Annotated in this window: 16 protein-coding genes and 1 tRNA gene; 4 read left to right on the top strand and 13 right to left on the bottom strand. The window is 66.2% G+C overall.

Annotated elements, in window-relative coordinates:
- Positions 1-52: 52 nt before the first annotated feature.
- The 3 genes from G5C50_RS06540 to cax form a co-directional block, all read right to left on the bottom strand.
- A complete protein-coding gene (locus G5C50_RS06540) occupies positions 53-424 on the bottom strand; it encodes a hypothetical protein (RefSeq protein WP_165066730.1) in 372 nt (123 codons plus the stop codon).
- Positions 425-555: 131 nt separating this feature from the next.
- The gene (locus G5C50_RS06535) at positions 556-1,590 is read right to left on the bottom strand and encodes a DUF1559 family PulG-like putative transporter (protein ID WP_165066727.1); all 1,035 of its coding nucleotides are present in this window, start codon (positions 1,588-1,590) and stop codon (positions 556-558) included.
- A 551-nt stretch (positions 1,591-2,141) separates the two neighbouring features.
- Positions 2,142-3,395, bottom strand: a complete 1,254-nt coding sequence (cax, locus tag G5C50_RS06530) for a calcium/proton exchanger (RefSeq protein WP_206107603.1) — start codon at positions 3,393-3,395, stop codon at positions 2,142-2,144.
- A gap of 98 nt (positions 3,396-3,493) precedes the next feature.
- Here cax and trxA point away from each other — a divergent pair, with 98 nt between their 5' ends.
- From trxA to G5C50_RS06515, 3 genes are all read left to right on the top strand, one after another.
- Positions 3,494-3,829 carry a thioredoxin gene (gene trxA / locus G5C50_RS06525; protein WP_165066724.1) on the top strand — a complete coding sequence of 112 codons (336 nt, stop codon included), beginning with the start codon at positions 3,494-3,496 and terminating at the stop codon, positions 3,827-3,829.
- Between the two features lie 22 nt (positions 3,830-3,851).
- Positions 3,852-4,547 carry a phosphoribosylanthranilate isomerase gene (locus G5C50_RS06520; RefSeq protein ID WP_165066721.1) on the top strand — a complete coding sequence of 232 codons (696 nt, stop codon included), beginning with the start codon at positions 3,852-3,854 and terminating at the stop codon, positions 4,545-4,547.
- 108 nt (positions 4,548-4,655) lie between these two features.
- Positions 4,656-4,742 (top strand) — tRNA-Leu (locus tag G5C50_RS06515).
- Between the two features lie 157 nt (positions 4,743-4,899).
- Here the strand turns inward: G5C50_RS06515 and G5C50_RS06510 are convergent.
- The 10 genes from G5C50_RS06510 to G5C50_RS06465 form a co-directional block, all read right to left on the bottom strand.
- Entirely contained in the window at positions 4,900-5,622 is a 723-nt protein-coding gene (locus G5C50_RS06510) for a phytanoyl-CoA dioxygenase family protein (protein WP_165066718.1), read from the bottom strand.
- Between the two features lie 54 nt (positions 5,623-5,676).
- Positions 5,677-6,891, bottom strand: a complete 1,215-nt coding sequence (locus tag G5C50_RS06505) for an inositol-3-phosphate synthase (RefSeq protein ID WP_165066715.1) — start codon at positions 6,889-6,891, stop codon at positions 5,677-5,679.
- A gap of 774 nt (positions 6,892-7,665) precedes the next feature.
- On the bottom strand, positions 7,666-10,062 hold the full coding sequence (locus G5C50_RS06500) for a M56 family metallopeptidase (protein WP_165066712.1): 2,397 nt from the start codon (positions 10,060-10,062) through the stop codon (positions 7,666-7,668).
- Between the two features lie 385 nt (positions 10,063-10,447).
- Positions 10,448-10,831 carry a BlaI/MecI/CopY family transcriptional regulator gene (locus G5C50_RS06495; RefSeq protein WP_165066710.1) on the bottom strand — a complete coding sequence of 128 codons (384 nt, stop codon included), beginning with the start codon at positions 10,829-10,831 and terminating at the stop codon, positions 10,448-10,450.
- Between the two features lie 99 nt (positions 10,832-10,930).
- The gene (locus G5C50_RS06490) at positions 10,931-11,956 is read right to left on the bottom strand and encodes a 6-phosphofructokinase (RefSeq protein ID WP_165066707.1); all 1,026 of its coding nucleotides are present in this window, start codon (positions 11,954-11,956) and stop codon (positions 10,931-10,933) included.
- 121 nt (positions 11,957-12,077) lie between these two features.
- The gene (locus G5C50_RS06485) at positions 12,078-13,400 is read right to left on the bottom strand and encodes a glycoside hydrolase family 71/99-like protein (protein ID WP_165066704.1); all 1,323 of its coding nucleotides are present in this window, start codon (positions 13,398-13,400) and stop codon (positions 12,078-12,080) included.
- A 107-nt stretch (positions 13,401-13,507) separates the two neighbouring features.
- Positions 13,508-15,034, bottom strand: a complete 1,527-nt coding sequence (locus G5C50_RS06480; protein WP_165066701.1) for a DUF2934 domain-containing protein — start codon at positions 15,032-15,034, stop codon at positions 13,508-13,510.
- A 101-nt stretch (positions 15,035-15,135) separates the two neighbouring features.
- Complete coding sequence (gene accC, locus G5C50_RS06475) at positions 15,136-16,503, bottom strand: acetyl-CoA carboxylase biotin carboxylase subunit (RefSeq protein ID WP_165066698.1); 1,368 nt, start codon at positions 16,501-16,503, stop codon at positions 15,136-15,138.
- Positions 16,504-16,538: 35 nt separating this feature from the next.
- On the bottom strand, positions 16,539-17,051 hold the full coding sequence (accB, locus tag G5C50_RS06470) for an acetyl-CoA carboxylase biotin carboxyl carrier protein (protein WP_165066695.1): 513 nt from the start codon (positions 17,049-17,051) through the stop codon (positions 16,539-16,541).
- Positions 17,052-17,178: 127 nt separating this feature from the next.
- The gene (locus G5C50_RS06465; protein WP_165066692.1) at positions 17,179-18,273 is read right to left on the bottom strand and encodes a M24 family metallopeptidase; all 1,095 of its coding nucleotides are present in this window, start codon (positions 18,271-18,273) and stop codon (positions 17,179-17,181) included.
- Between the two features lie 379 nt (positions 18,274-18,652).
- Here G5C50_RS06465 and G5C50_RS06460 point away from each other — a divergent pair, with 379 nt between their 5' ends.
- Positions 18,653-19,318, top strand: a complete 666-nt coding sequence (locus tag G5C50_RS06460) for a 3-keto-disaccharide hydrolase (protein ID WP_165066689.1) — start codon at positions 18,653-18,655, stop codon at positions 19,316-19,318.
- The last annotated feature ends 150 nt before the right edge of the window (positions 19,319-19,468 follow it).

The following is a 19,468-nucleotide window of genomic DNA, read 5'->3' as shown; positions in this document are numbered from 1 at the left end:
ATCTTCACGCGAAAAATCGGCCGGGAGGCGAGATCGCTGGATCGGCGGCGGCTCAGGGCAACTCGAAGTCGAAGGTGTTGTCTCCAGTCTTCACGTCAACCTCTTTGCTGACGCCGGCCGCGCCCCGGTCCTTTGCGAAGGCCTCGGAGCGGAACGAGACGAGGTTGCCGCCCACGAGCGATTTGCCTTCGTATTTGCCGTCGACGATCTTCAGCGATCGCAGGCCGACGCCCTTGCGGCTGACGTTGTTGCCGTCGAACTGGACCTCCCCGCTCGCCAGCGGCTTGCCGTGGAGCTTGACCGTCCCGTGAACCGGGGCCTCCTCGGTCGAGGTGGAGACGGGAGGCGCGCCGTTGTCGCACCCCCAGACCCCGACGAAGCTCGCCGTCAACGCGATCGCCGCCCATCCCCGCATCGTCTTCATCGCTCTTCGACTCCTGATCCGACCCCGCTCGCAGCGGCAGTCGACCGATCTTGAATATGCGACGTAGGCCGGCCGGCGTTCCTCCCTTGCGGCAGGGACGACGCCGGCCGGCCGTCTCACGTTTCCGCGGCTCAGAACGAGTCGGCCGAGACGACCTCGCCGCCGGACCGAGTCCCCAGCGCCCACCAGGTGACGTTGCTGATGCTCGACTTAACGAAGCGGACCGAGCCGTCCATCATCAGGGTGTTCACCCCGCCGGCGTGTCGGCTGGTGGCCGTGATCGAGCCGTAGTCGCTGTCGGTGTTCGTTCCAGTGGTCGTCGTGCAGGAGTAGGAGTTCGGGGGCATGACCATCGAGAACCGCGTTTGGCCGGAGCGGCCCCACCACCACGTCGAGCCCAGCGGGAAGCCGCCGGCCACGTTCGAGGTCGTCGGCGTCAGGGCCTTGCAGTTCGTGTAGTCGGTGAGCGGAATCGTCGAGGCGGCCGTTGTTCCCACGATCACCGAGCCTTTAGGGTTGGTCGGGTCGAGGGCGAGCGTGGCGCTGGTGCCGATGCCTCGGATGACCTCGCTGAAGCCGACGGTGTTCGACGTGCCGTCGGTGATCGCGCTGATCTTGTTGGCCTGGCCGATCCCATTGAAGACGCCCAGGTTGGTCGAGTTGGGAACCACTGTGATCGAGAAGAGGTCGTTGGCGCTCTTGAAACTGGCCGCCTCAGACCCCGCCGCCGCCTGGTAATTGTTGGTCCCGTAGGCGTAGGTGATCCGCGATGAATCAGACGGGCAGGTGAAGACGTTGATGGCGGTGAATTGCACCGTGGAATTCATGGAGCTGGTGCTGTTCCAGAACGGCGCGTCGGTCGCGAACGTCGCCGAGAAATTGCAGGCGTTGTACAACGCCGATTGTTCCATGTTGGGCAGGATCATGAGCAGGGCCGAGGGCGAGCAGTTCGAGTTCACCCGGACGAACTCGGCCGGCGGGAACGAGCCCTGGGCGCTCTCGTAATTGTGCAGGCCCAGGCCGAGCTGCTTCATGTTGTTGACGCACTGAGCCCGGCGCGCGGCTTCGCGAGCCGCCTGAACGGCGGGAAGCAACAGGGCGATGAGAACCGCGATGATGGCAATGACCACGAGCAACTCGATCAGCGTGAATCCCCGGCGGCGCATGATGGACTCCCTTTAGGGGACGCGACAAAACTCAAGATGTACGCTTGGATGCGGACGTGACAGGGCCCAGCACGATGATCGTGGCCCCGCAGCACCGCAGAGTGTCGACGTAAACGCGCGTCGTCGACCTACAATCAGGTCGACCACGAAGTGACGATATGAGACCGCACTCTCAAAACAGCCTGGGGCCGCCTTTCGCACCGGACCCAGGAACGAGTCAAAGGATCGATCACGGTGGATCGACCGACTGCTTCGTGAGAAGATTCGTCGCCTCAAACGCGAATCTCACAAAGGACTCTCGAAAAAATTATACGCGTCACGACGAGGGACGGATCCGGATTCTCAGCCCCGTGGAATTCGCGGCGGCGAGGTGCTTCGGGAGATGACCGCCTCCCTCGCATGGAGGCTTCCTCGCTCGCCAGTCGATCAAAGATCCCGCATGGGATGTCGCGACGCGGTCGACACCGTCAGGTGCGAAGCGGATTCTTCGGAGGGGGCTGGCCTTCCGTCGGGGGATAAGGAAGACGACGCGACGGAGGTCGACCGGCCGATCAACGGCCGATGATCGCACCACCCATCAACTGGCCGTCGTCGGTGCTGGGAGCGGCGGAGGACGGCGTGGCATGGCGTCCTTCCTGGACATGCGGGTGGGACGGCAGGAAGAAGAAGGTCAGGGCGAGAATCGCGTACACCGCCAGCAGCATTAGACCTTCAAGCCAGTTCGACTCGCCGTCCTCGGCAACCATTCGCGCTACGGCGACCGACAGAAGGACGGCCAGCACCTCCAGACTGCTGAAGAGGAGGTCCATCGGCTCGGCGCGGAGGTAGCTCGCAAGCACCAGGACTGGAGCCACGAAGAGCGCGATCTGCAACGACGACCCGATGGCGATCCCGACGGCGAGATCCATCTGATTCTTCATCGCCATGAGAACGGCCGTCGAATGCTCGGCGGCGTTCCCGATGATCGCCACGACGATCACCCCGACGAACACCCCGTTCATCCCCAAAGCGTGGCTCGCCCCTTCGACCGCCCCGACCAGGATCTCACTCATCCAGGCTACGAGGAGCGTCGCTCCAACCAGGACGGCGACCGCCTTCCTCGGGCTCCAGGCCGGGCCGTGTCCGTGCTCGGTCTGGCAGGCGTCCTCGTCGGTCGGCTCTGGGTTGAACAGTCCTTTGTGGGTCCGCAGGCTGAAGACCAGGTGCGCGGCGTAAGTCATAAGCAGGACCAGCGATACGCCGATGCTCAACTCATGCTCCAGAGTGGCGTCGGCCGCGGTGATCTCGGGGAGCGAGTGAAAGATCGCGGGAACGAGCATGCCGATCGCGGCCAGGACCATCATCGTGGCCCCCACGCCGGCGGCCGTCCGATTGAAGCGCTGGATGTCGTACTTGAGGCCGCCGGCCAGCAGGCTCGCCCCCAACACCAGCAGGATGTTGCCGATGATGCTCCCCGTCAGCGACGCCTTGACCACCTCGTCCAGGCCGTTGAACAGGGCGAACAGCGCGATGATCAACTCGGCCGCGTTGCCGAAGGTCGCGTTGAGCAACCCGCCGATCCCCGGCCCCAGCCGTTCAGCCAGTTGCTCGGTAGCCCTCCCCATCAAGCCGGCCAGCGGGATGATCGCTGCGCACGAGGCCGCGAAGAGGAGGATCGGCCCCGCGCCGGCGAACCTCAGAGCGATCGCCAGAGGAACCGCCAACAGGAGGACCGTCAGCCATCCGGAGGCTCTCGGGTCCAGGAAGTCCCACGGGCTGGAGGCCGGAACGGGCCCTTCCGGTTGGTTGACTCGCGCCTGGTGCAACTTATAATGCCTCCAAGTTTCAGTGCCGTTGCCTGAACGGCTAAGAGAATTTAATCCAGGCTCTCCGAATCGGTTGCATCGCAGCGAGGGATCAGATCATGGCCGACAGCGTGAAGGAGTTTACCGACGCCAACTGGAAGTCGGAAGTACTGGACTCCGCTACTCCCGTCATCGTCGATTTTTGGGCGCCCTGGTGCGGCCCTTGCCGGATGCTGGCCCCCACGATCGAGAAGCTGGCTAACGAGTTCGGCGACAAGGTGAAGGTCGGTAAGATGAACACCGACGAGAACACGGACACGCCGGGCAGCCTGCGGATCTCCGCGATCCCGACCGTCCTGGTCTTCCAGGGGGGTAAGGAAGTCGACCGTCTGGTTGGCGTCAACCCGCTGAACAAGTTCAAGGACGCTCTCGAGAAGCTGGGCGTCCCCGTCTGATCTTCGCCGAGTTCATCCGTTCATGCCCGCCTCCCTCGTCGCCGAACCCGTCTTCCGAGGGAGCCCCGGGATCAAGGTCTGCGGCCTGATCGACCCCGCCGAGGCGTCCGCCTGCCTGGCGGCCGGGGTCGACTGGCTGGGCCTGAATTTCCACCCGCAGTCGCCGCGATCGGTTTCGGTCGATCGCGCCCGCGAGGTGCTGCACGCCTTCGATCGCGATCCCGCCGATTGCGCCGTCGGCCTGTTCGTCGGCCGTCCGCCCGTGGAGGTCGCGACCATCTGCCGGACGCTTGGGCTAACGCGGATCCAACTTCACGGCGACGAACCTCCCGAGGACCTCGTCGCATTGGGCGACTTCTTCCTGATCCGCGCCTTCCGCCTCCGCGACGAGTCGTCGGTCCGAGGGATGGCGACCTACCTCGAGCGTACCGAACGCCTGGGCCGCTCGCCCGACGCGATCCTGATCGACGCCTGGTCGCCGACCGCTTTCGGCGGCACCGGGGCCTCGATCGGTGCGTCGATCCTGGCCGACCTGCCGCCGATTCGTCGGCTGATGCTGGCCGGAGGCCTGACACCCGAGAACGTCGCCGAGCGGGTCGCCGTGGTGAATCCCTGGATGGTCGACGTCGCCAGCGGCGTCGAATCATCTCCCGGTCGCAAAGACCCAGCGAAGGTCAAGGCACTGCTCGCCGCTGTACACACCCCCCATTCTTCATGATTTCACCCGAGTTCCCCGCGACCCCCTCGACGCGCCCCCCTGGGGGTGCTACAATACCCCTCGACCTGACGACGTGCGACTAACACCGCACGCTCGATGAACTTGAAAGCCGAAGTGGCGGAATTGGCAGACGCGCTAGGTTCAGGTCCTAGTGGGCTAACCATGCCCGTGGAGGTTCAAGTCCTCTCTTCGGCACTTGCAAAGGGCTTGCGACATCGATGTCGCAAGCCCTTTTTTCATTGGTGAGATGGAGTTTCAAGAAACGTCTCACCCATGCTCGAGCAGTCGGATGACAAGTCGCTTCGGCCGCCGCCTGGAGAGACGGCCGATGGTCTCATCAACAGTCGGGCGTTTAGTCGAGGTTGACGGTGGGCGGTTGTTCGTGCCATTCGACGCCGAACGGCAGGGTTCCGGTCGCGTATTCGAGGTGGATGACGCGGCGGTGGGCGGGACCGTTTGAGGGCGACGACGCGTGGAGGAGCAGCGGCCGCATCATGAGCACGCCGCCGCGAGGGACCAGGCACGTCTGGACCCCGGCCTTGTCGAGCCATTCCTGACTCGAGGGGACGTCGAGTCGGCCTTGCTGGTGTGAGCCTGGAACGACGAGCAGAGGACCGTTCTCTGGCCCTGCCTCGTCGAGGTGGAGGCGGATCGTGACCATGCGTTCCAGGACCTCGGCCGGAGGCCGGACGTGCGGTACGCCTGCCTTGACGGTCCAGGGGCCGAAGCCAGGGGCGCTCACGCGTCGCTTGATGGCGATGGTGAGATCCTGATGCCAGGGCACGCCCCAGTTGGCCGTGGGCGTCTTGTCGAAGAGAAGGCCTCGAACCGGGAACGCCCCAGAGCCCAGGACGGCGCGGGCGAGGCCCAGGAGCGCCTCGCCCTCAGCGATCCGCCGGACCTCAGGCAGATCGGCCAGCAGGTTCCGGCTCGCGTAAACCTCGCCCGCTCGTTCCAGGCGAGATCCCGATCGGACCGCCCCCAGCGCCGTGATCAGGCGGTCGACCTCTTCGCCGGTGAGGACTTCGTCGACGATCGCGAAACCATCCTGCTCGAACTTCTCGAGTCCCTTCATGGGCCCTCCTCCCGGCCGTTCACGGGCCGGCGAAGAGGGCCGGCGGGCTAAGCTTCAACGGGACTCGGCATTCGCCTTGGCGGCGTACGCTTCGAGGTGGGCGAACTGCTTGAAGAAGTCGTTCTCGGGGTCTCCCTCAGGGCCCTTGAAGAAGCAGGAGAGGTGCTTCATCAGGCCCTTGCCGCCCCGGCGCTTCTCCAGGTCGGCAAGGCGGGCGAGGTCGACGCCGAGGGGGGCGGCGAGCAGGCTGTCGCAGCCTTGCCAGGTGAACTGCAGGGCCATCTTCGTGCCCAGGAACCCCTTGAAGTGGATGTGGTCCCAGGCCGTCTTCCAGTCGCCCATGTCGGGGACGTACTCGATCGAGACGACCGAGGCCGGCTTGTAGCCCAGGATCTCCGTGATGACCTTGTCCTTGGTCTCGACCTTGGACGACTTGTTCGTCGGGTCGTCCAAAACCACACCGTCACGGTTGCCGAAGATGTTGTGGCCGACCCAACTCATGACCTTGAAATTCCGAGCGGCGAACATCGGCGCCAGCACGGTCTTCATCAGCGTTTCGCCGGTCTTGCCGTCCTTGCCCGCATAGAGGGCCCCCGTCTTCTCCGCGAGCGCGTGAGCGGCCGGGAACGAGGCCCCCAGGCTGGGGGTGAAGTTGATGTAGGTGTGGCCGCCTCGGAACGCGGCCAGGGCGTACAGGCTGCTGGAGGGGAGGACCGGATCGCCGGGGCGATCCAGAACGGCTTCCAGACCGTCGATCGTCTCGTGAGCCGTCGCCGTGCGGAACGGGGGTTCGGTGCTAGAGACGTTCAGGACGATCAGGTGGTCGACCTTCTCGGCCTTCACGAACGCTTCCAGATCGGCGGCGATCTGGTCGATCGCCTGGCGGGCCGTGCCGACGGGGGCCGAGGCGTTCCAGTCGCCGAGCTTCGCGACCGTCGGGCTCAGGCCGTAGCGGGGGGCGGGACGGACGCGGGCCGAGGCCGCCGCCAGTTCCTCGCGGCAGGCGCGGAGCCATTCAGCGTCGAAGACTCCCGACGCGGCGCGGAACTCCTCGGCCGAGGCGTCGAACGTCGTCTCGCGGATCTCGTGGCCGCCGACGACGAAGTCGCCCGGGGCCGGGAGCGGGAGGTCGCGGAAGGCCGGCAGGTCGGTCGTGAGCCCGGTCTGGTCCGAAAGGCCCCTCGCCATCGCCGCCAGGCCAACGGTCATCGTCGTCCCAACCCCACCGAAGGCTCCCACGAGCCAGAGTCCAACTCGCCGACGCGCCATGATCGCTTCACCTATTCGCTTGCGGTGCAGGGGGGATGCCGGAGGAGGGTGGACCCGTCCGACGACGCCTCAGCGCGTTGGGACGAATCTCGATCTCCTCATTATCGCCCCGTCCCCCATCCCATTCAACCCGCCCGAAAGCTCGCCACCGACGGATCGACCGCGACAACCTGACGAACCCGAAGTCGGCCGAGTCGAGCGTCTCCCACTCGGGTTCGTTCGCGCGCTTTTCGCGCGTTCCCGCCTCACGCCGCGGTGGTCTCAAGCGAATCGATCGAGCCTTCCTCGCTCGATCCGTCCGCCTTCGATCGCTCTCGCCATCGGCTTCGACGTTGGGTTCGATCGCTCTGGACAGGAGCCCCGGCGTTGGACGCAACAGTCGATGGAATCGAAGTTTGCGTTGAGCGCCGATGGCGGCTTCGTTCGGTGAAAAAGCGAGGCCGTCGCATTGATTCCGACCCGGAAAAGCCCGTCGGGCGCCATGCCCACGCAAGCGTGGGCATGCGATCCGCGACGGCCTCACAGCAGCCCTGCGTCGGCTTCGTTCGCGCGGTTTTCCGCCTCCGAACGCCCCAACGCGGCAATCCAGGCAAGATGTCAAAGAACCCGCGTTTCGACTGTCTCCACTGAGAATCTACCCCCTAACCTGAATTGCTGTTCGTCGATAGTTACCGCTCTGGGCTGAGGATCGAGGCGGCCACAACAGCCTCGACCGCCGCAATCTGGGAATCCTTGCCCGATGTAACGTCCGGAGTGGCCCCGGCGCCCATCGATTCATTCGATGACCTTCAGAGCGGCCTTCAGTTGATCGACGTCGGCTGGGGTCAGATTGAGATACTGCGTGTTGGTCCCTTCCTGTTCGGCTCCCACGAAGCAGTAGACGACCCGAACATGGGCCGGAGTATTTCCCCCCCTCTCGGCCTCGGCGATCAACTGCTTGACGAACTCCTGAACAGTGCCGACCTGGGTACGTCCCACCATCCAGAAGGTGTAGCCCTTGGCCAGCCGGCCGATCCCGAACCGGTAGGAATCCGCCCCGGGATCCATGACGACGACGCCCTTATCGGTGTAAATCTCGTAGGCTTTCCTCAGTTCGGGCGTCATCTCGGTGAGCTTCATGCCGAGGACTTCGTGGGACTTGAAGGTGGAGGGAAGCTCCATCGGCTTCAGGTCGATCGCGATGCCCTCCTCGTCTCCGTCGACGTCTTTCCGAACCATCGTCTTCTGCCCGATCGCCGTGGAGAGGACCCGGATCGTGTTCCTTTTCCTCGCCACCCCTCGCAGGACGAACTTTCCCGTCGCGTCGGTGGTGGTTGACTTACGTGTCGAGCCGGAGGCGGCCCCCGGGCCTCCTCCATTGGCTTCGGCTCCGACGACGACACCGGGCACAGGCGCTCCGGACGAGTCGAGGATCGTCCCTGAGAGCCTCGAACCTCTCGCCATCACAACGCGCAACGACTTTCGTTCGTTCTCAGAGAGGTTGTAGAGATTTGATGTCCGGACGTCGACGTGGTCGGGATGCGTAAACAGGACCTCGGCCGCGGCTGGACGGCGCTTCTCGTCGAAAATCGAGGCATCCTCGGGATAATTGAACAGCTCGAAGGACCCGTCATTGCCTGTGATGGTTCGTTCCACCCATCCGCCGGATCGGTCCCAGTGGAGTTGTGCGTGGACCGTGGCGTTCCCGACAGGCTTGCCTGCCTCGTCGACGGCGACACCCTTGAAATAGAGCGATGGTTCCAGGGTGAAGGAGGCGTTCACCTCCTCCCCGGGCCCGACCTTGAGTCTGCGATCATCGATCCTTGGCCCCATCGGCATGCCGGTGGAACGGCGATAACCTGGCTTCAGCACGTCGACGGCGATCGTCGTTGCGACGTCGAGGTCGGGTACCACCAGCCGGTATTTCCCATCGGCGTCGGTCCGAACCTCGTACCGTTTTGATGACGGAGCAGGCGGCCGAGTACGAAGTTCGACGAAGGGGTAGACGGCCAGCACTCGGGCATCGGCGAGCGGCTCGCCGGACTGATTCTTGACCTCACCGACGATCACGGCCGGCTTCGCGGCGGGGGGAGCGTTCTGAGCCTGGGGTGAGGTTTGCGGGGAAGGGGCCTGAGGAGGCTCGGCCGAGAAGGCGACGGCCAGCGGCAACGTGACGAGGCCGAAGACGAGGGCTGCGGGAAGGGGACGCAACTTCGCGGGGCGGGGCTGGGCCAGCATGCGGATCCTCCTTGTCAACGAATCCGTGGAATGGACGGCGGTCGGGAGCGGGACGCCGAGGCGGGGCGTCCGGGAGAGGAAGTCGAGCGTTTCCAGCAGGGCGAGCGCGTAAGTCTTCGCCTGGCTCGGGGAGGCTTCCAGGACGATCGCGTCGCAGCATTCTTCTTCCAGGTCGCGGAGCCTTCGCCGCGACCACCAGACGACCGGATGCCACCAGAAACCAACGGTCGCGGCGAGTTCCAGCAGCCGCACCAGGTAGTCGCGACGCCGGACGTGTGCCAGTTCATGGAGCAGGATCGAGGCGCGGGCCTCCTCCGCCAGCCCGTCGAACAGGCGGCTCGGCAGCACGAGGCACGGGCGACCACCCATCGACCAGACCAGCGGCGGCAAGGTGTGCTCGGTCGTCAGTGCTTCGGGAACACGTCGCAAGCCGAGCCGCGTCGACAACTTCGAGACCAGCAATTGCGTCTCGTCGGAGGCGGGCTCGAAGCCGCTCATGAGCCTTACGAAGCGACGGATCCGCAGGCTGTACGCCAGGGCCAGGCAGGCCGAGCCGGCGAGCCAGAGAGCGCTGAGGACCGTCGTCGGGCGCCATTTTCTCACGAAAGATGTCGCCGCGGCCGGATGTCGGTTCAGGTCGGCCGGCTGGATCGTGACCTTGGGGACTGGGGGCCCAGCGACGGTCGACTCGTCTCCATCTCCCACGGCCGTAGGGTGAGGCGATCCCTGCTCGAGGGGCTGTTGATCCGCGATCCTCGCGGCCGGCGGGGTCGCTGGTTGGACTGGCCAGGAGAGGGTCGCCAGCGGGGGCGTGAAGAGCTTGACGAGGACCGCCAGCCACAGGACATGGACGGCCGCGGGGTTTTTCCAGAGCCGGCCGATCAGCGCCGCGGTGATCGCCATCAGGCCGGCGACGACCGCGTTGCTCAGGATGATCGCCCAGAACATGTTCATAAATGTCCTCGCGATGGGGAGCGGATGATCTGACCTACTTCTGGGCCGCAGGGGTTGTCCAGGCGCCATTTCCCGCAGGGCTGAGGACTCCTCATCCCTTCAGCCATAACGGCCTTCTCCCCTCGCGGAAGAAGGTGGCCGCTTGGGAGTTGTCAGTTATCAGTCGTCAGAGAGGAGTGTGAGCCCTCACGTCTGAGAACTGGGAACTAACAACTGAGAACTCCTTGGCGGTCGTCCCCCTCATCTGACCGCTGCGCGGTCTGTCTTCCCCCGCGAGGGGTCAGACCAATTGCCCCTCCGCGACGCTCGATCTGAAATCCGACGACCCTCACCCGCCGCTGCGCGGCTGCCCTCTCCGGGGGGAGAGGCGATGTTCGATCGCGGCTCACTCGCCCGACGGCCAGAGGTCGTCGACGAGTTTGCGCAACGCGTCGAGGTCTTGTCGGGTCAACTCCTTCGAGCGCAGGAGGGTCGTCACCAGGGGGGCGAGGGAGCCCTCGCAGACCTGATCCGCCAGCGCCTGGAGGCGGTTCTCCAGGAAGTCCTCGCGGCTGATCTTCGCCCGGAACCGATGCGCTCGTTCGCTCCGGTCGCGTTGGACGCAGCCCTTGGACTCAAGCCGCTCCAGGAGCTTCTGCACGGTGGCTGTCTTGGAGTCGCTCACGTCGTCGTAGATCGCGCTGGCGATGTCCCGACTGGTCGGGTCGCCCCGCTTCCAGATCACCTCCAGGACGGCCAGCTCGCCGTCCGTCACCTGATCGATGCCCATGTCGGAACACCTCCGAAGAATCATAGACAGACTGTCTGTCTAGATATCGATTGGGCGGCGGCTCGTCAAGCGGCGACCTGCGAGAATCTTCGATCGGTCTCAGTAGAAGAACGCGGCGGCGTCCTGGTAGTAGGCCAGATCGAGGGAGCGGGTGGCGAGGACCGAGGACTCGAGGGGGACGTCGGCGATCTGCGAGCCGCGGAGGGTCAAGACGGTCCCGAAGCGGCGTCGGAGGATGAGTTCGGCGGCGGCGAGGCCCATGCGGGTGGCGAGGACGCGGTCGTGGACCGTCGGCGCGCCGCCGCGTTGGAGGTGGCCGAGAACGACCGTGCGAGTCTCGGCGCGAAGCTGGCGGTCGATCGCGTGGGCGACCAGCGAGCCGACGCCTCCCAGCCGGGGGTGGCCGAAGGCGTCGGATTCCAGGACGGCGGGGCTGGCGTCGGGGTAGCGGGCGCCCTCGGCGACGAGGACGATCGCGTGGTTCTTCCCCGCCTCGCGTTTGCGACGGAGCGAGGCGATCAGGTGGGGGACTTCGATGGGGACCTCGGGGACGAGGATGTAGTCGGCCCCGACCGCCATCCCGGCGAAGCAGGCGAGCCATCCAGTCGAGCGACCCATGGTCTCGACGACCATCACGCGACGGTGGCTTTCCGCCGTGGTGCGAAGCCGTTCGACGGATTCGACGACGACGTTGACCGCCGTGTCGAAGCCGAACGAGAAGTCGGCCAGTTCCAGGTCGTTGTCGATCGTCTTGGGGACGCCGACGATCGGCAGCTCGAAGTCGTTGATCAGGCGCGCCGCCACGCCCAGCGTGTCATCGCCGCCGACGACGATGAGGGCGTCGAGGCCGGCCTCCGCGAAGTTGCGGCGAAGGTTGGGGACGTCGGCGTCCGGGCTCTTGTAGGGGTTCGTGCGGGAGGAGCCGAGGATCGTTCCTCCCATGCCGATGGTCGGGTCCACGTCCTCGGGGGTCAGAGGCCGAAACATCCCCCGGATCAGTCCCCGCCAACCTTCCTGGATCCCCAGGCAGGAGCCCCCCGCGTCGGCCACCCGGCGCGTGACGGCCCGGATCACGGCGTTCAAGCCGGGACAGTCGCCTCCACCCGTCAACAGGCCGACTTTCATGGGTCCACCCTCTCTACGGGTCGTCACCCCAGACTCGCTCACCGAGTCGACTCCTCACACTGTTGAAGCTAACACGGCTGGGCGACCGCGGCCAGCGAGACCGAGGCGAAAACCGTCGGGGTCACCGGCCCGAGCCTGCTGGGGCGGCGGGAGGCGAGGGAATCGTCCATGACAACGGGGCGTCACCCCGGATCATCCGCGTCGCCGCGCCCGTCAGCGTCAGGTACCAGTCGTTCGGGACGCCCTCGGTGGAGGCGAATCGTTGGCCCGCCGGGGTTCGGTCGGCCAGCTTGTAGATCGCCGTCCCCTCGTCGACCTCGTCGAACATGCCGACGAAGACCGTCCTAATCCCCAAGTCGCGGAAGGTGGCGAACTGCCGCCAGTAGAATTCTCCCTTGCGCCGGGGGATCAGCGAGCGGCCGGGTTGCAGGCGCTGGAGGTTGTCCCAGGAGAAGCCGGGGAAAGCCGTGGGCATGTACCCTTTGCCGGCGGCCTTCAACTCGGCGACGTCCCCCTCCCAGATGCGTTGGCGGGCGCGGTCCATCGAGGCGTCGTCGCGATAGCGGCCGGCGTCCCAGGGGCTGACCGCATCGAAGGAACGGTAGACGTCGGCCCACTCGGGCTCGGTGCGCGAGTCTCCCTTCAGGGTCCGCCAGTTGGCGTCGACGCCGCCGATCAGGTAGACGCCGCCGTACTTCGGGTCGTTCTTGAAGAAGTCGATGAGTTCCCTGGCCTGCTCGACGGTCCAGTTCCGGTCCTTGAACCCCAGGCCCCAGAGGAGGACGACGGGCTTGCCCTGGTGGTGGAGGTATCGGGAGTCTTCCCGAACCTTGACCTTGTCGCAGAGGAATGTCCAATCGTCCTTGACGCGCTGGGTGTTGCGGCCGCCGGAGAGGTCCAGCATCATCGCCCAGACCCGACCTTCGCGGTGGCAGCCTTCGCGGACGTTGGCGAGGACCTGATTGACGTGCTTCGACCGCTTGGGGCTGCTGGCCTCGCCGATGAACCGGCTGAGGAAGACGCCGTCGATCCCGTACTCTCGCATCCAGCGCGTGTGGACGAGCACGGGGCCCTTGCGGAAGGCGCTGTAGACCTTGGCGGGGGAGCCGTCGGGCATCGTCAGGCCGGGGACGTCGCAGAGGTCTTCGGGGGCGTACTCGGAGACGTCGGGCCAGAGGTCGACGACCAGCCGGGCGTTGGGTTGTCCCAGGCGTTCGCCCCAGTGCGTGAATCCGAACCCCGCACCGTCGCAGGGAGTGTTGTGCCATCCCTGGTAGCCGCAAAGGACCTTCCCGTCGAGCGTCGTGGCGTCGACGTCGGTGCGGGTCGGTCCTTCGTAGGGTTTCAGCCAGGGCTCATCGCCGGGCGTCTGGGCGTTCGCCAGGCTCGCCGCGACCAGGAAGAGGAGGAACGCCGGGGACCAACGCGGAAAGCGGGGTGTCATGGGGAGGGCTCCGCTGCGATCGAACGTCCAGGACGCCGACAGCGGAGCCTAACGCGCGCTGCGGACCATCGCCAGCAGCGAGTTCGCCGACCGAGAGTGTCCGACGCTCAGGAAGCGAGTCCCAGATCCCGGAGCGCCGCGATCCAGAACTCGCGGCCGTCGCTCGGCGGGGAGCCGGCCGCCTGCCATAGCTCGTATGCGCGACGGCGGATCTGGTCGTCCGTCGGCCGAGAGGGCGTTTTGCTCCAATGCTCGCCGCGATAGAGCATCACGAAAGGCTCAGCGTGAGTGGAGAAGAGCCAGTCCATGGGCTCGTCGACGTTCGGCTCGTCTTCCGGCTCGGCAGGGACGTCGATGAGCCAGTGGGGAACCTCGTCGACGAATTCCTCGGCATCGGGGGGCGCCGGCAGCGAAAGGATTTCGCGCGGGGCCTCATCGACGATTTCTTCTTCCTCCTCCTCGGTGTCGTGCGAAATCGAGAACAGCCGATGCAGAGGCGCGCCGAGCATCGCCTCTACCTCGGGCTCGATCTCGGTCGGAACGATCGGGAGCAGGAGTTGGGGCGCCGCAAGGAGCTCTTCGAACTCGGGTTCAACGAACGCATCGAGCAGCAGGGCCGACGGTTCGTCGGGAGGCAGCGGGAGGGTGAAGAAGCAATCCAGAGGGTGGCGACCCGGCAGATTGGCCTTCGGCCGATCGACGTCGGGGATGAGCAGCCAATCCAGAGGGTTGAGGAAGGGCGAGACGGCTTTCGGCGTCTCCAGAACCTCGTTGACCGGCGGTTGCACCGGCGCGACCGGGGCAGGCTGGGGCGCGGCCCGGAAGAGCAACTCCGCCGGCACGCCGGGGAGGTCTCGATTCCGGAGCTCCTCGGGAATGCCTGGGAAGAGGAGGAATCGGTCCAACGACGATTCGGCGAGCGGCGCCAAGGGCTCGGGACGATGGAAGCGCACCGGCTCGGGAGGCGTCGGGGGGAGGAAGAGCCTGATTGGGGCCGGTGGCTCCTCGCGGACCGTTTCCTCAGGCTCGCGGCGCGAGGTTGGTTCGGAGCCTGTCGGCGAGGGGGGGATTCGGCTGAGAAGCTCGCCGAGGTGGATGAGGATCCAGGCCGCGACGGCCTCGGGATCGACGAGCCTCGGCTCCGGCTCGATCGTCGGCAGGTCCGAGACTTCCTCCAGGGACGCCGGCTCGATCGCCTCGGCGTCCGCGAGGTCGGGCGGCGCGACGAGGCTGGGCGGGAGCGTCAGTTCCTCGACGGGCTCGGGAAGCGACGCCTCTTCGACGACCTCGGCGACTTCCGGAAGCGGTCCTTGATCCGCGGCCGGGATCCGTCCGTCAACTCTGGCGACTTCGGGGAACGGCGAGGCGTTCCGGGTTTTGAACCGCGTCACGGCGTCCTCGAGAAGCATCGAAGCTTCCAGGGACGGCCAGCGGGCGGCGGCGGCCGGGGGAGGGGCCCACAAGGTTCTCGAAGCACGACGGGCCAGCCGGGGCCGGGCTCCCGGATGGCCGTAGTCGAACCGGGTCTCGATCCTCGGGACCCGATCGACGTTCAGGGGAACAGGGGTCGGCGGCTCGGCCAGGCTGCGATGGATCTGCATCAGCCGGCCGGCGATGTTCGCGAGACTCGACATCCATGTCACCTCGGCGCACGACGAGGGCGGTTCCGATCACGACCGTCCGGAGACGGCGGCCCCTTTTTCGGCCGCCGACGCCGTTCCGTCAAGCTCGAAACTCAGGAGCCGGCCGGCGCCTTGGCCTTCGGCGGCATCAGAACGCGCTCGACCCAGGTGGTGTCGACGTTGCCGTCGATGAAGTCTTTGTGACGGAAGATCCGCTGGTGCAGCGGGATGGTCGTCTTGACCCCCTCGATGACCAGCTCGTCGAGCGCCCGGCGCATCCGGCCGATGGCCTCGGCGCGGGAAGGGGCGTGGACGATCAGCTTGCCGACGAGCGAGTCGTAATTCGGCGGGACCGAATAGCCGGCGCGGACGTGGGAATCCCAGCGGACGCCGGGGCCTCCGGGGACCGTCAGCGCGGTGATCCGGCCGGCGGAGGGGCGGAAGTCGTGGTCAGGGTCCTCGGAGTTGATCCGGACCTCGATCGCGTGGCCTTCCGACTTCACGTCTTCCTGGCGGAAGGGGAGAGGCTCGCCGGCGGCGATCCGGATCTGCTGCTGGACCAGGTCGATGCCGGTGATCTCCTCGGAGACCGGGTGCTCGACCTGGATCCGGGCGTTGACCTCGATGAAGTAGAAGTTGTTCTCGGAGTCGACGAGGAACTCGCAGGTGCCGGCGTTGGTGTAGCCGACGGCCTTCGCCAGCCGGACGGCGGCCTCGCCGAGCTTCTCGCGGACCTCCATCGGCAGGGCGGCGGAGGCCTCCTCGACGAGCTTCTGATGCCGGCGCTGGAGGGAGCAGTCGCGGTCCCAGCAGTGGACGACGTTGCCGTGCAGGTCGGCGAGGATCTGGACCTCGACGTGCCGGGGGCGGTCGATGTACTTCTCCAGGTAGATCGACGGGTTCTTGAACGCGGCCTGGGCCTCGTTGCGGGCGGCCTGGATCGAGCTCGGCAGCGACGCCTCGTCGCGGCAGACGCGCATCCCCTTGCCGCCGCCGCCGGCCGCGGCCTTGATCAGCACCGGGAAGCCGATCGACTTGGCGACGCGGATCGCCTCGGCCTCGGAGTCGATGGCGCCGTCGGAGCCAGGCACGCTGGCGACCTTCGCCTGGGAGGCGATCACCTTGGCCTCGGTCTTCAGGCCCATCTTGCGGATCGCCTCATGCGGCGGGCCGATGAACTCGAAGTTGCAGCTTCGGCAGATCTCGGCGAACTGGGGGTTCTCGCTGAGGAACCCGTAGCCGGGGTGGATCGCCTGGACGTCGGCGACTTCGGCCGCGGCGATCAGCCGGGGGATGTTCAGGTAGCTGTCCACCGATGCCGCCTTGCCGATGCAGATGGCGCGGTCGGCCAGCTCCAGGTAGGGGGCGTCGCGGTCGGCCTGGGAATAAACCGCGACGACCTCGACCCCCAGCTCCTTGCACGCCCGGATGACCCGCAGCGCGATCTCGCCCCGATTGGCGACCAGTATCCTCTGGAACATCGGACTTCACCACCTCGGTCGACGGGACGGGCTGATCAGGCGGGGACGACGCGGAACATGGGCTGGCCGAACTCGACCGGCTGCCCGTTCTTCACGAGGATCTCGGCGATCGTCCCCGAGACGCCGGCGGGGATGTCGGTGAAGACCTTCATGGCCTCGATGATGCAGAGGGTCGTCGCGGACTGGATGACCGAGCCGACCGAGACGAACGGCGGGGCGTCGGGCGAGGCCGACGAGTAATACGTGCCCACCATCGGGCTCTCGATGACGATGGTCTTCGGCCCAGCGGCCGGTTCGGAAGGGGCGGCGGTCGTCGGAGCGGCCGGCGGGGCGACGGGAGCCGGAGCCGGGGCGTAGGCGGCCGGATAGGCGGGGAGGCCGGCGGGCGCGACCGTCTCGGCGCCCCGACGCCGCAGGTGGACGCTGTACGGGCCGTCGGTGATTTCCACCTCGCTCAGGTCGTACTTCTTCATCAGCTTGACGAGATGGTGGACTTTCTTAACATCCAGCGGCTCGCCGCTTCTCACCTCGGGACCCTGCTCGGCCATACCTTCGCTCCACTCCTCTTGGTCTCGGATCGCCGCCGTCCACCTTCTTGGCGGCGCGGGTCGCTCATTCCCGACTACGGGACGGCCCGAACTTCCGGTCTCGCCCGATTCGTCGCGGCGGACGGCGTCAAGCCCGCACGGAGTCGAGTTCCTTGGGGAGACTCGACAGAACCTCGCGGCCGTCCGGCGTCACCAGGACGTCGTCCTCGATCCGGACGCCGCCCCACTCGGGCAGATAGATGCCGGGCTCGACGGTCACGACCATCCCGGGCTCCAGGATCGTCGGCGACTCCCGGCGGAGGCGGGGCCCCTCGTGGACGTCCATGCCGATCCCGTGGCCCAGGCCATGGTCAAAAAAACGGCCGAACCCCGCTTGCTCGATGTACGAGCGGGCTTCGGCGTCCACGTCCTGGGCCTTGACACCGGGGCGGATCGCCTGGACGGCCCGTTTCTGAGCCTCAAGAACGACCCCATAGACCTCTTCGAATTTCGGTGTGACGTTACCGGTTACAACCACCCGCGTCAAGTCGCTCTTATAGGATCGGCCGCAGGCCCCCCAGTCGATCAGGACGAAATCGTCGTCGCCGATTCGGGTCTCCGAAGTCGGCCGCGCATGAGGAAGGGCGGCCCGCACCCCCACCGCGACGATCGACGGAAAACTCGTCCCCGTCGCCCCCAGGGCTCGCATGTGGGCTTCCAGGCGGTCGGCCGCCTCCTTCTCCGTCTCTCCGGCTTTCAATTCCCTTTTGAGTCTTAAAAAGGCGTCCTGGGCGATGGCGACGGCCTCGCGGATCAGGCCGACTTCCTCATTGTCCTTGATCTGCCGGAGCTTTTCGACCAGGCCGGTCGTCGGGGCAAGGCTCGTCGACTTGAGTTCGCCTTTGACGGCCTCGAAATCCGCGACGCTGAGGTGGGAGGCCTCGAATCCGAGCGAGGGGAGCCGGAGCTTCTCGGCGATCTCGGCGACCGCCTTGGTCATCGGTTGGACGTTGGGCCGGATGTAGGCTTCCAGGCCGGGGCATTCCTGTTCCAGTTGGGTCGTGAATCGGCCGTCCGAGAGGACCATGTCGCGGCCGTCGCGGCCGACGAGGAGGTAGGAGGAATCGCCGGTGAAGCCGGTCAGGTAGGCGACGTTGGAAGGGTCGACGACCAGCAGGGCGGCGACGTCCTGGGAAGCCAGCTCGGCCCGAAGGGCGTCGCGACGACGCAAGATCCGATCCATGAAGGACTCCGGGAAAGTCGGTCGGGGCAGCGGAGCGGATGTGTCTCTGAGTTGGAGGCCGCCATAACGGCCTTCCCCCCTCGCGGGGGAAGGTGGCCCGAAGGGCCGGATGAGGGGGGATCGGCGTCGCCTCGAAAGCGGTGCTTCGGACGCAAATCCGACGGCGGTCGTCCCCCTCAACTGACCGCTCCGCGGTCTGTCTTCCCCCGCGAGGGGGGAAGACCGTCCCCTCGAAGGGTCAGCCAAGAATCAAAGACACACTCGCGGGGCTGTGGGATGGATCCCTCGCCCCGGCATGATACGTTAGCCGTTGCCGACGCCGTCGCAAAGGGGCGGCGGTCGTCCTGCCGACTTACCTGCCTACTCGCGAGCCCTCACCATGACGTTCCGCAAGCCCTCCCTGTCGATCTCGGCGACCCTGGCCGCCGCGCTGCTGGTCCCGGCCCTGACCTTCGCCGGGGATGACGCCAAGTCGATCTTCGACGGCTCCACCCCCAAGGGCTGGCAGCTCACCAACGGCAAGCCGCTGCCGGAGAAGTTCATCCAGGACGGCGCCATCAACCCCCACGGCACCGGCAGCTACATCGTCGTCTACGAGGAGAAGCTGGGCGACTTCGTGGCCGACTTCGACTACAAGCTCAGCGCGAAGTGCAACTCGGGCGTCTTCGTCCGGGTCAACAACCTCAAGGACCCGGTGAACACGGGCCTGGAGATCGCCATCGACGACACCACCGGCAAGGGCCTGCACGACTCGGGCGCCGTCTACGACCTGGTCGCCCCCAAGTCGAACGCCCAGAAGCCGGTCGGCGAGTGGAACCACATGACGATCACCGCCAAGGGCCCGAGCATCAAGGTGCAAATCAACGGGACCGAGGTCACCACCATCAACCTCGACGAATTCAACGAGGTCGGCAAGCGGGCCGACGGCTCCGACCACAAGTTCAAGAAGGTCGCCATCGGCAAGCTCGACCGCACCGGCTGGTTCGGCTTCCAGGACCACGGCCAGGACTGCTGGTACAAGAACATCACGATCAAGCAGCCTTGATAGACGAGAGCGAAGTGGCCGCACCGGAATCCCATCCCGGTGCGGCGTGTGTTCTCAATTCAGCCCCGCTCATTCGGATGTCTTCGACGAGGATGCTGGCTAACAAATCGGAGGCACGAGTACGTGCAGCGGACCGATAGACGAGGTCTA

This window comes from Paludisphaera rhizosphaerae (assembly GCF_011065895.1).
GTDB lineage: Bacteria > Planctomycetota > Planctomycetia > Isosphaerales > Isosphaeraceae > Paludisphaera > Paludisphaera rhizosphaerae.
Note: the sequence above shows the minus strand (reverse complement) of the source record. Positions and strands in the feature narration are given on the sequence as shown.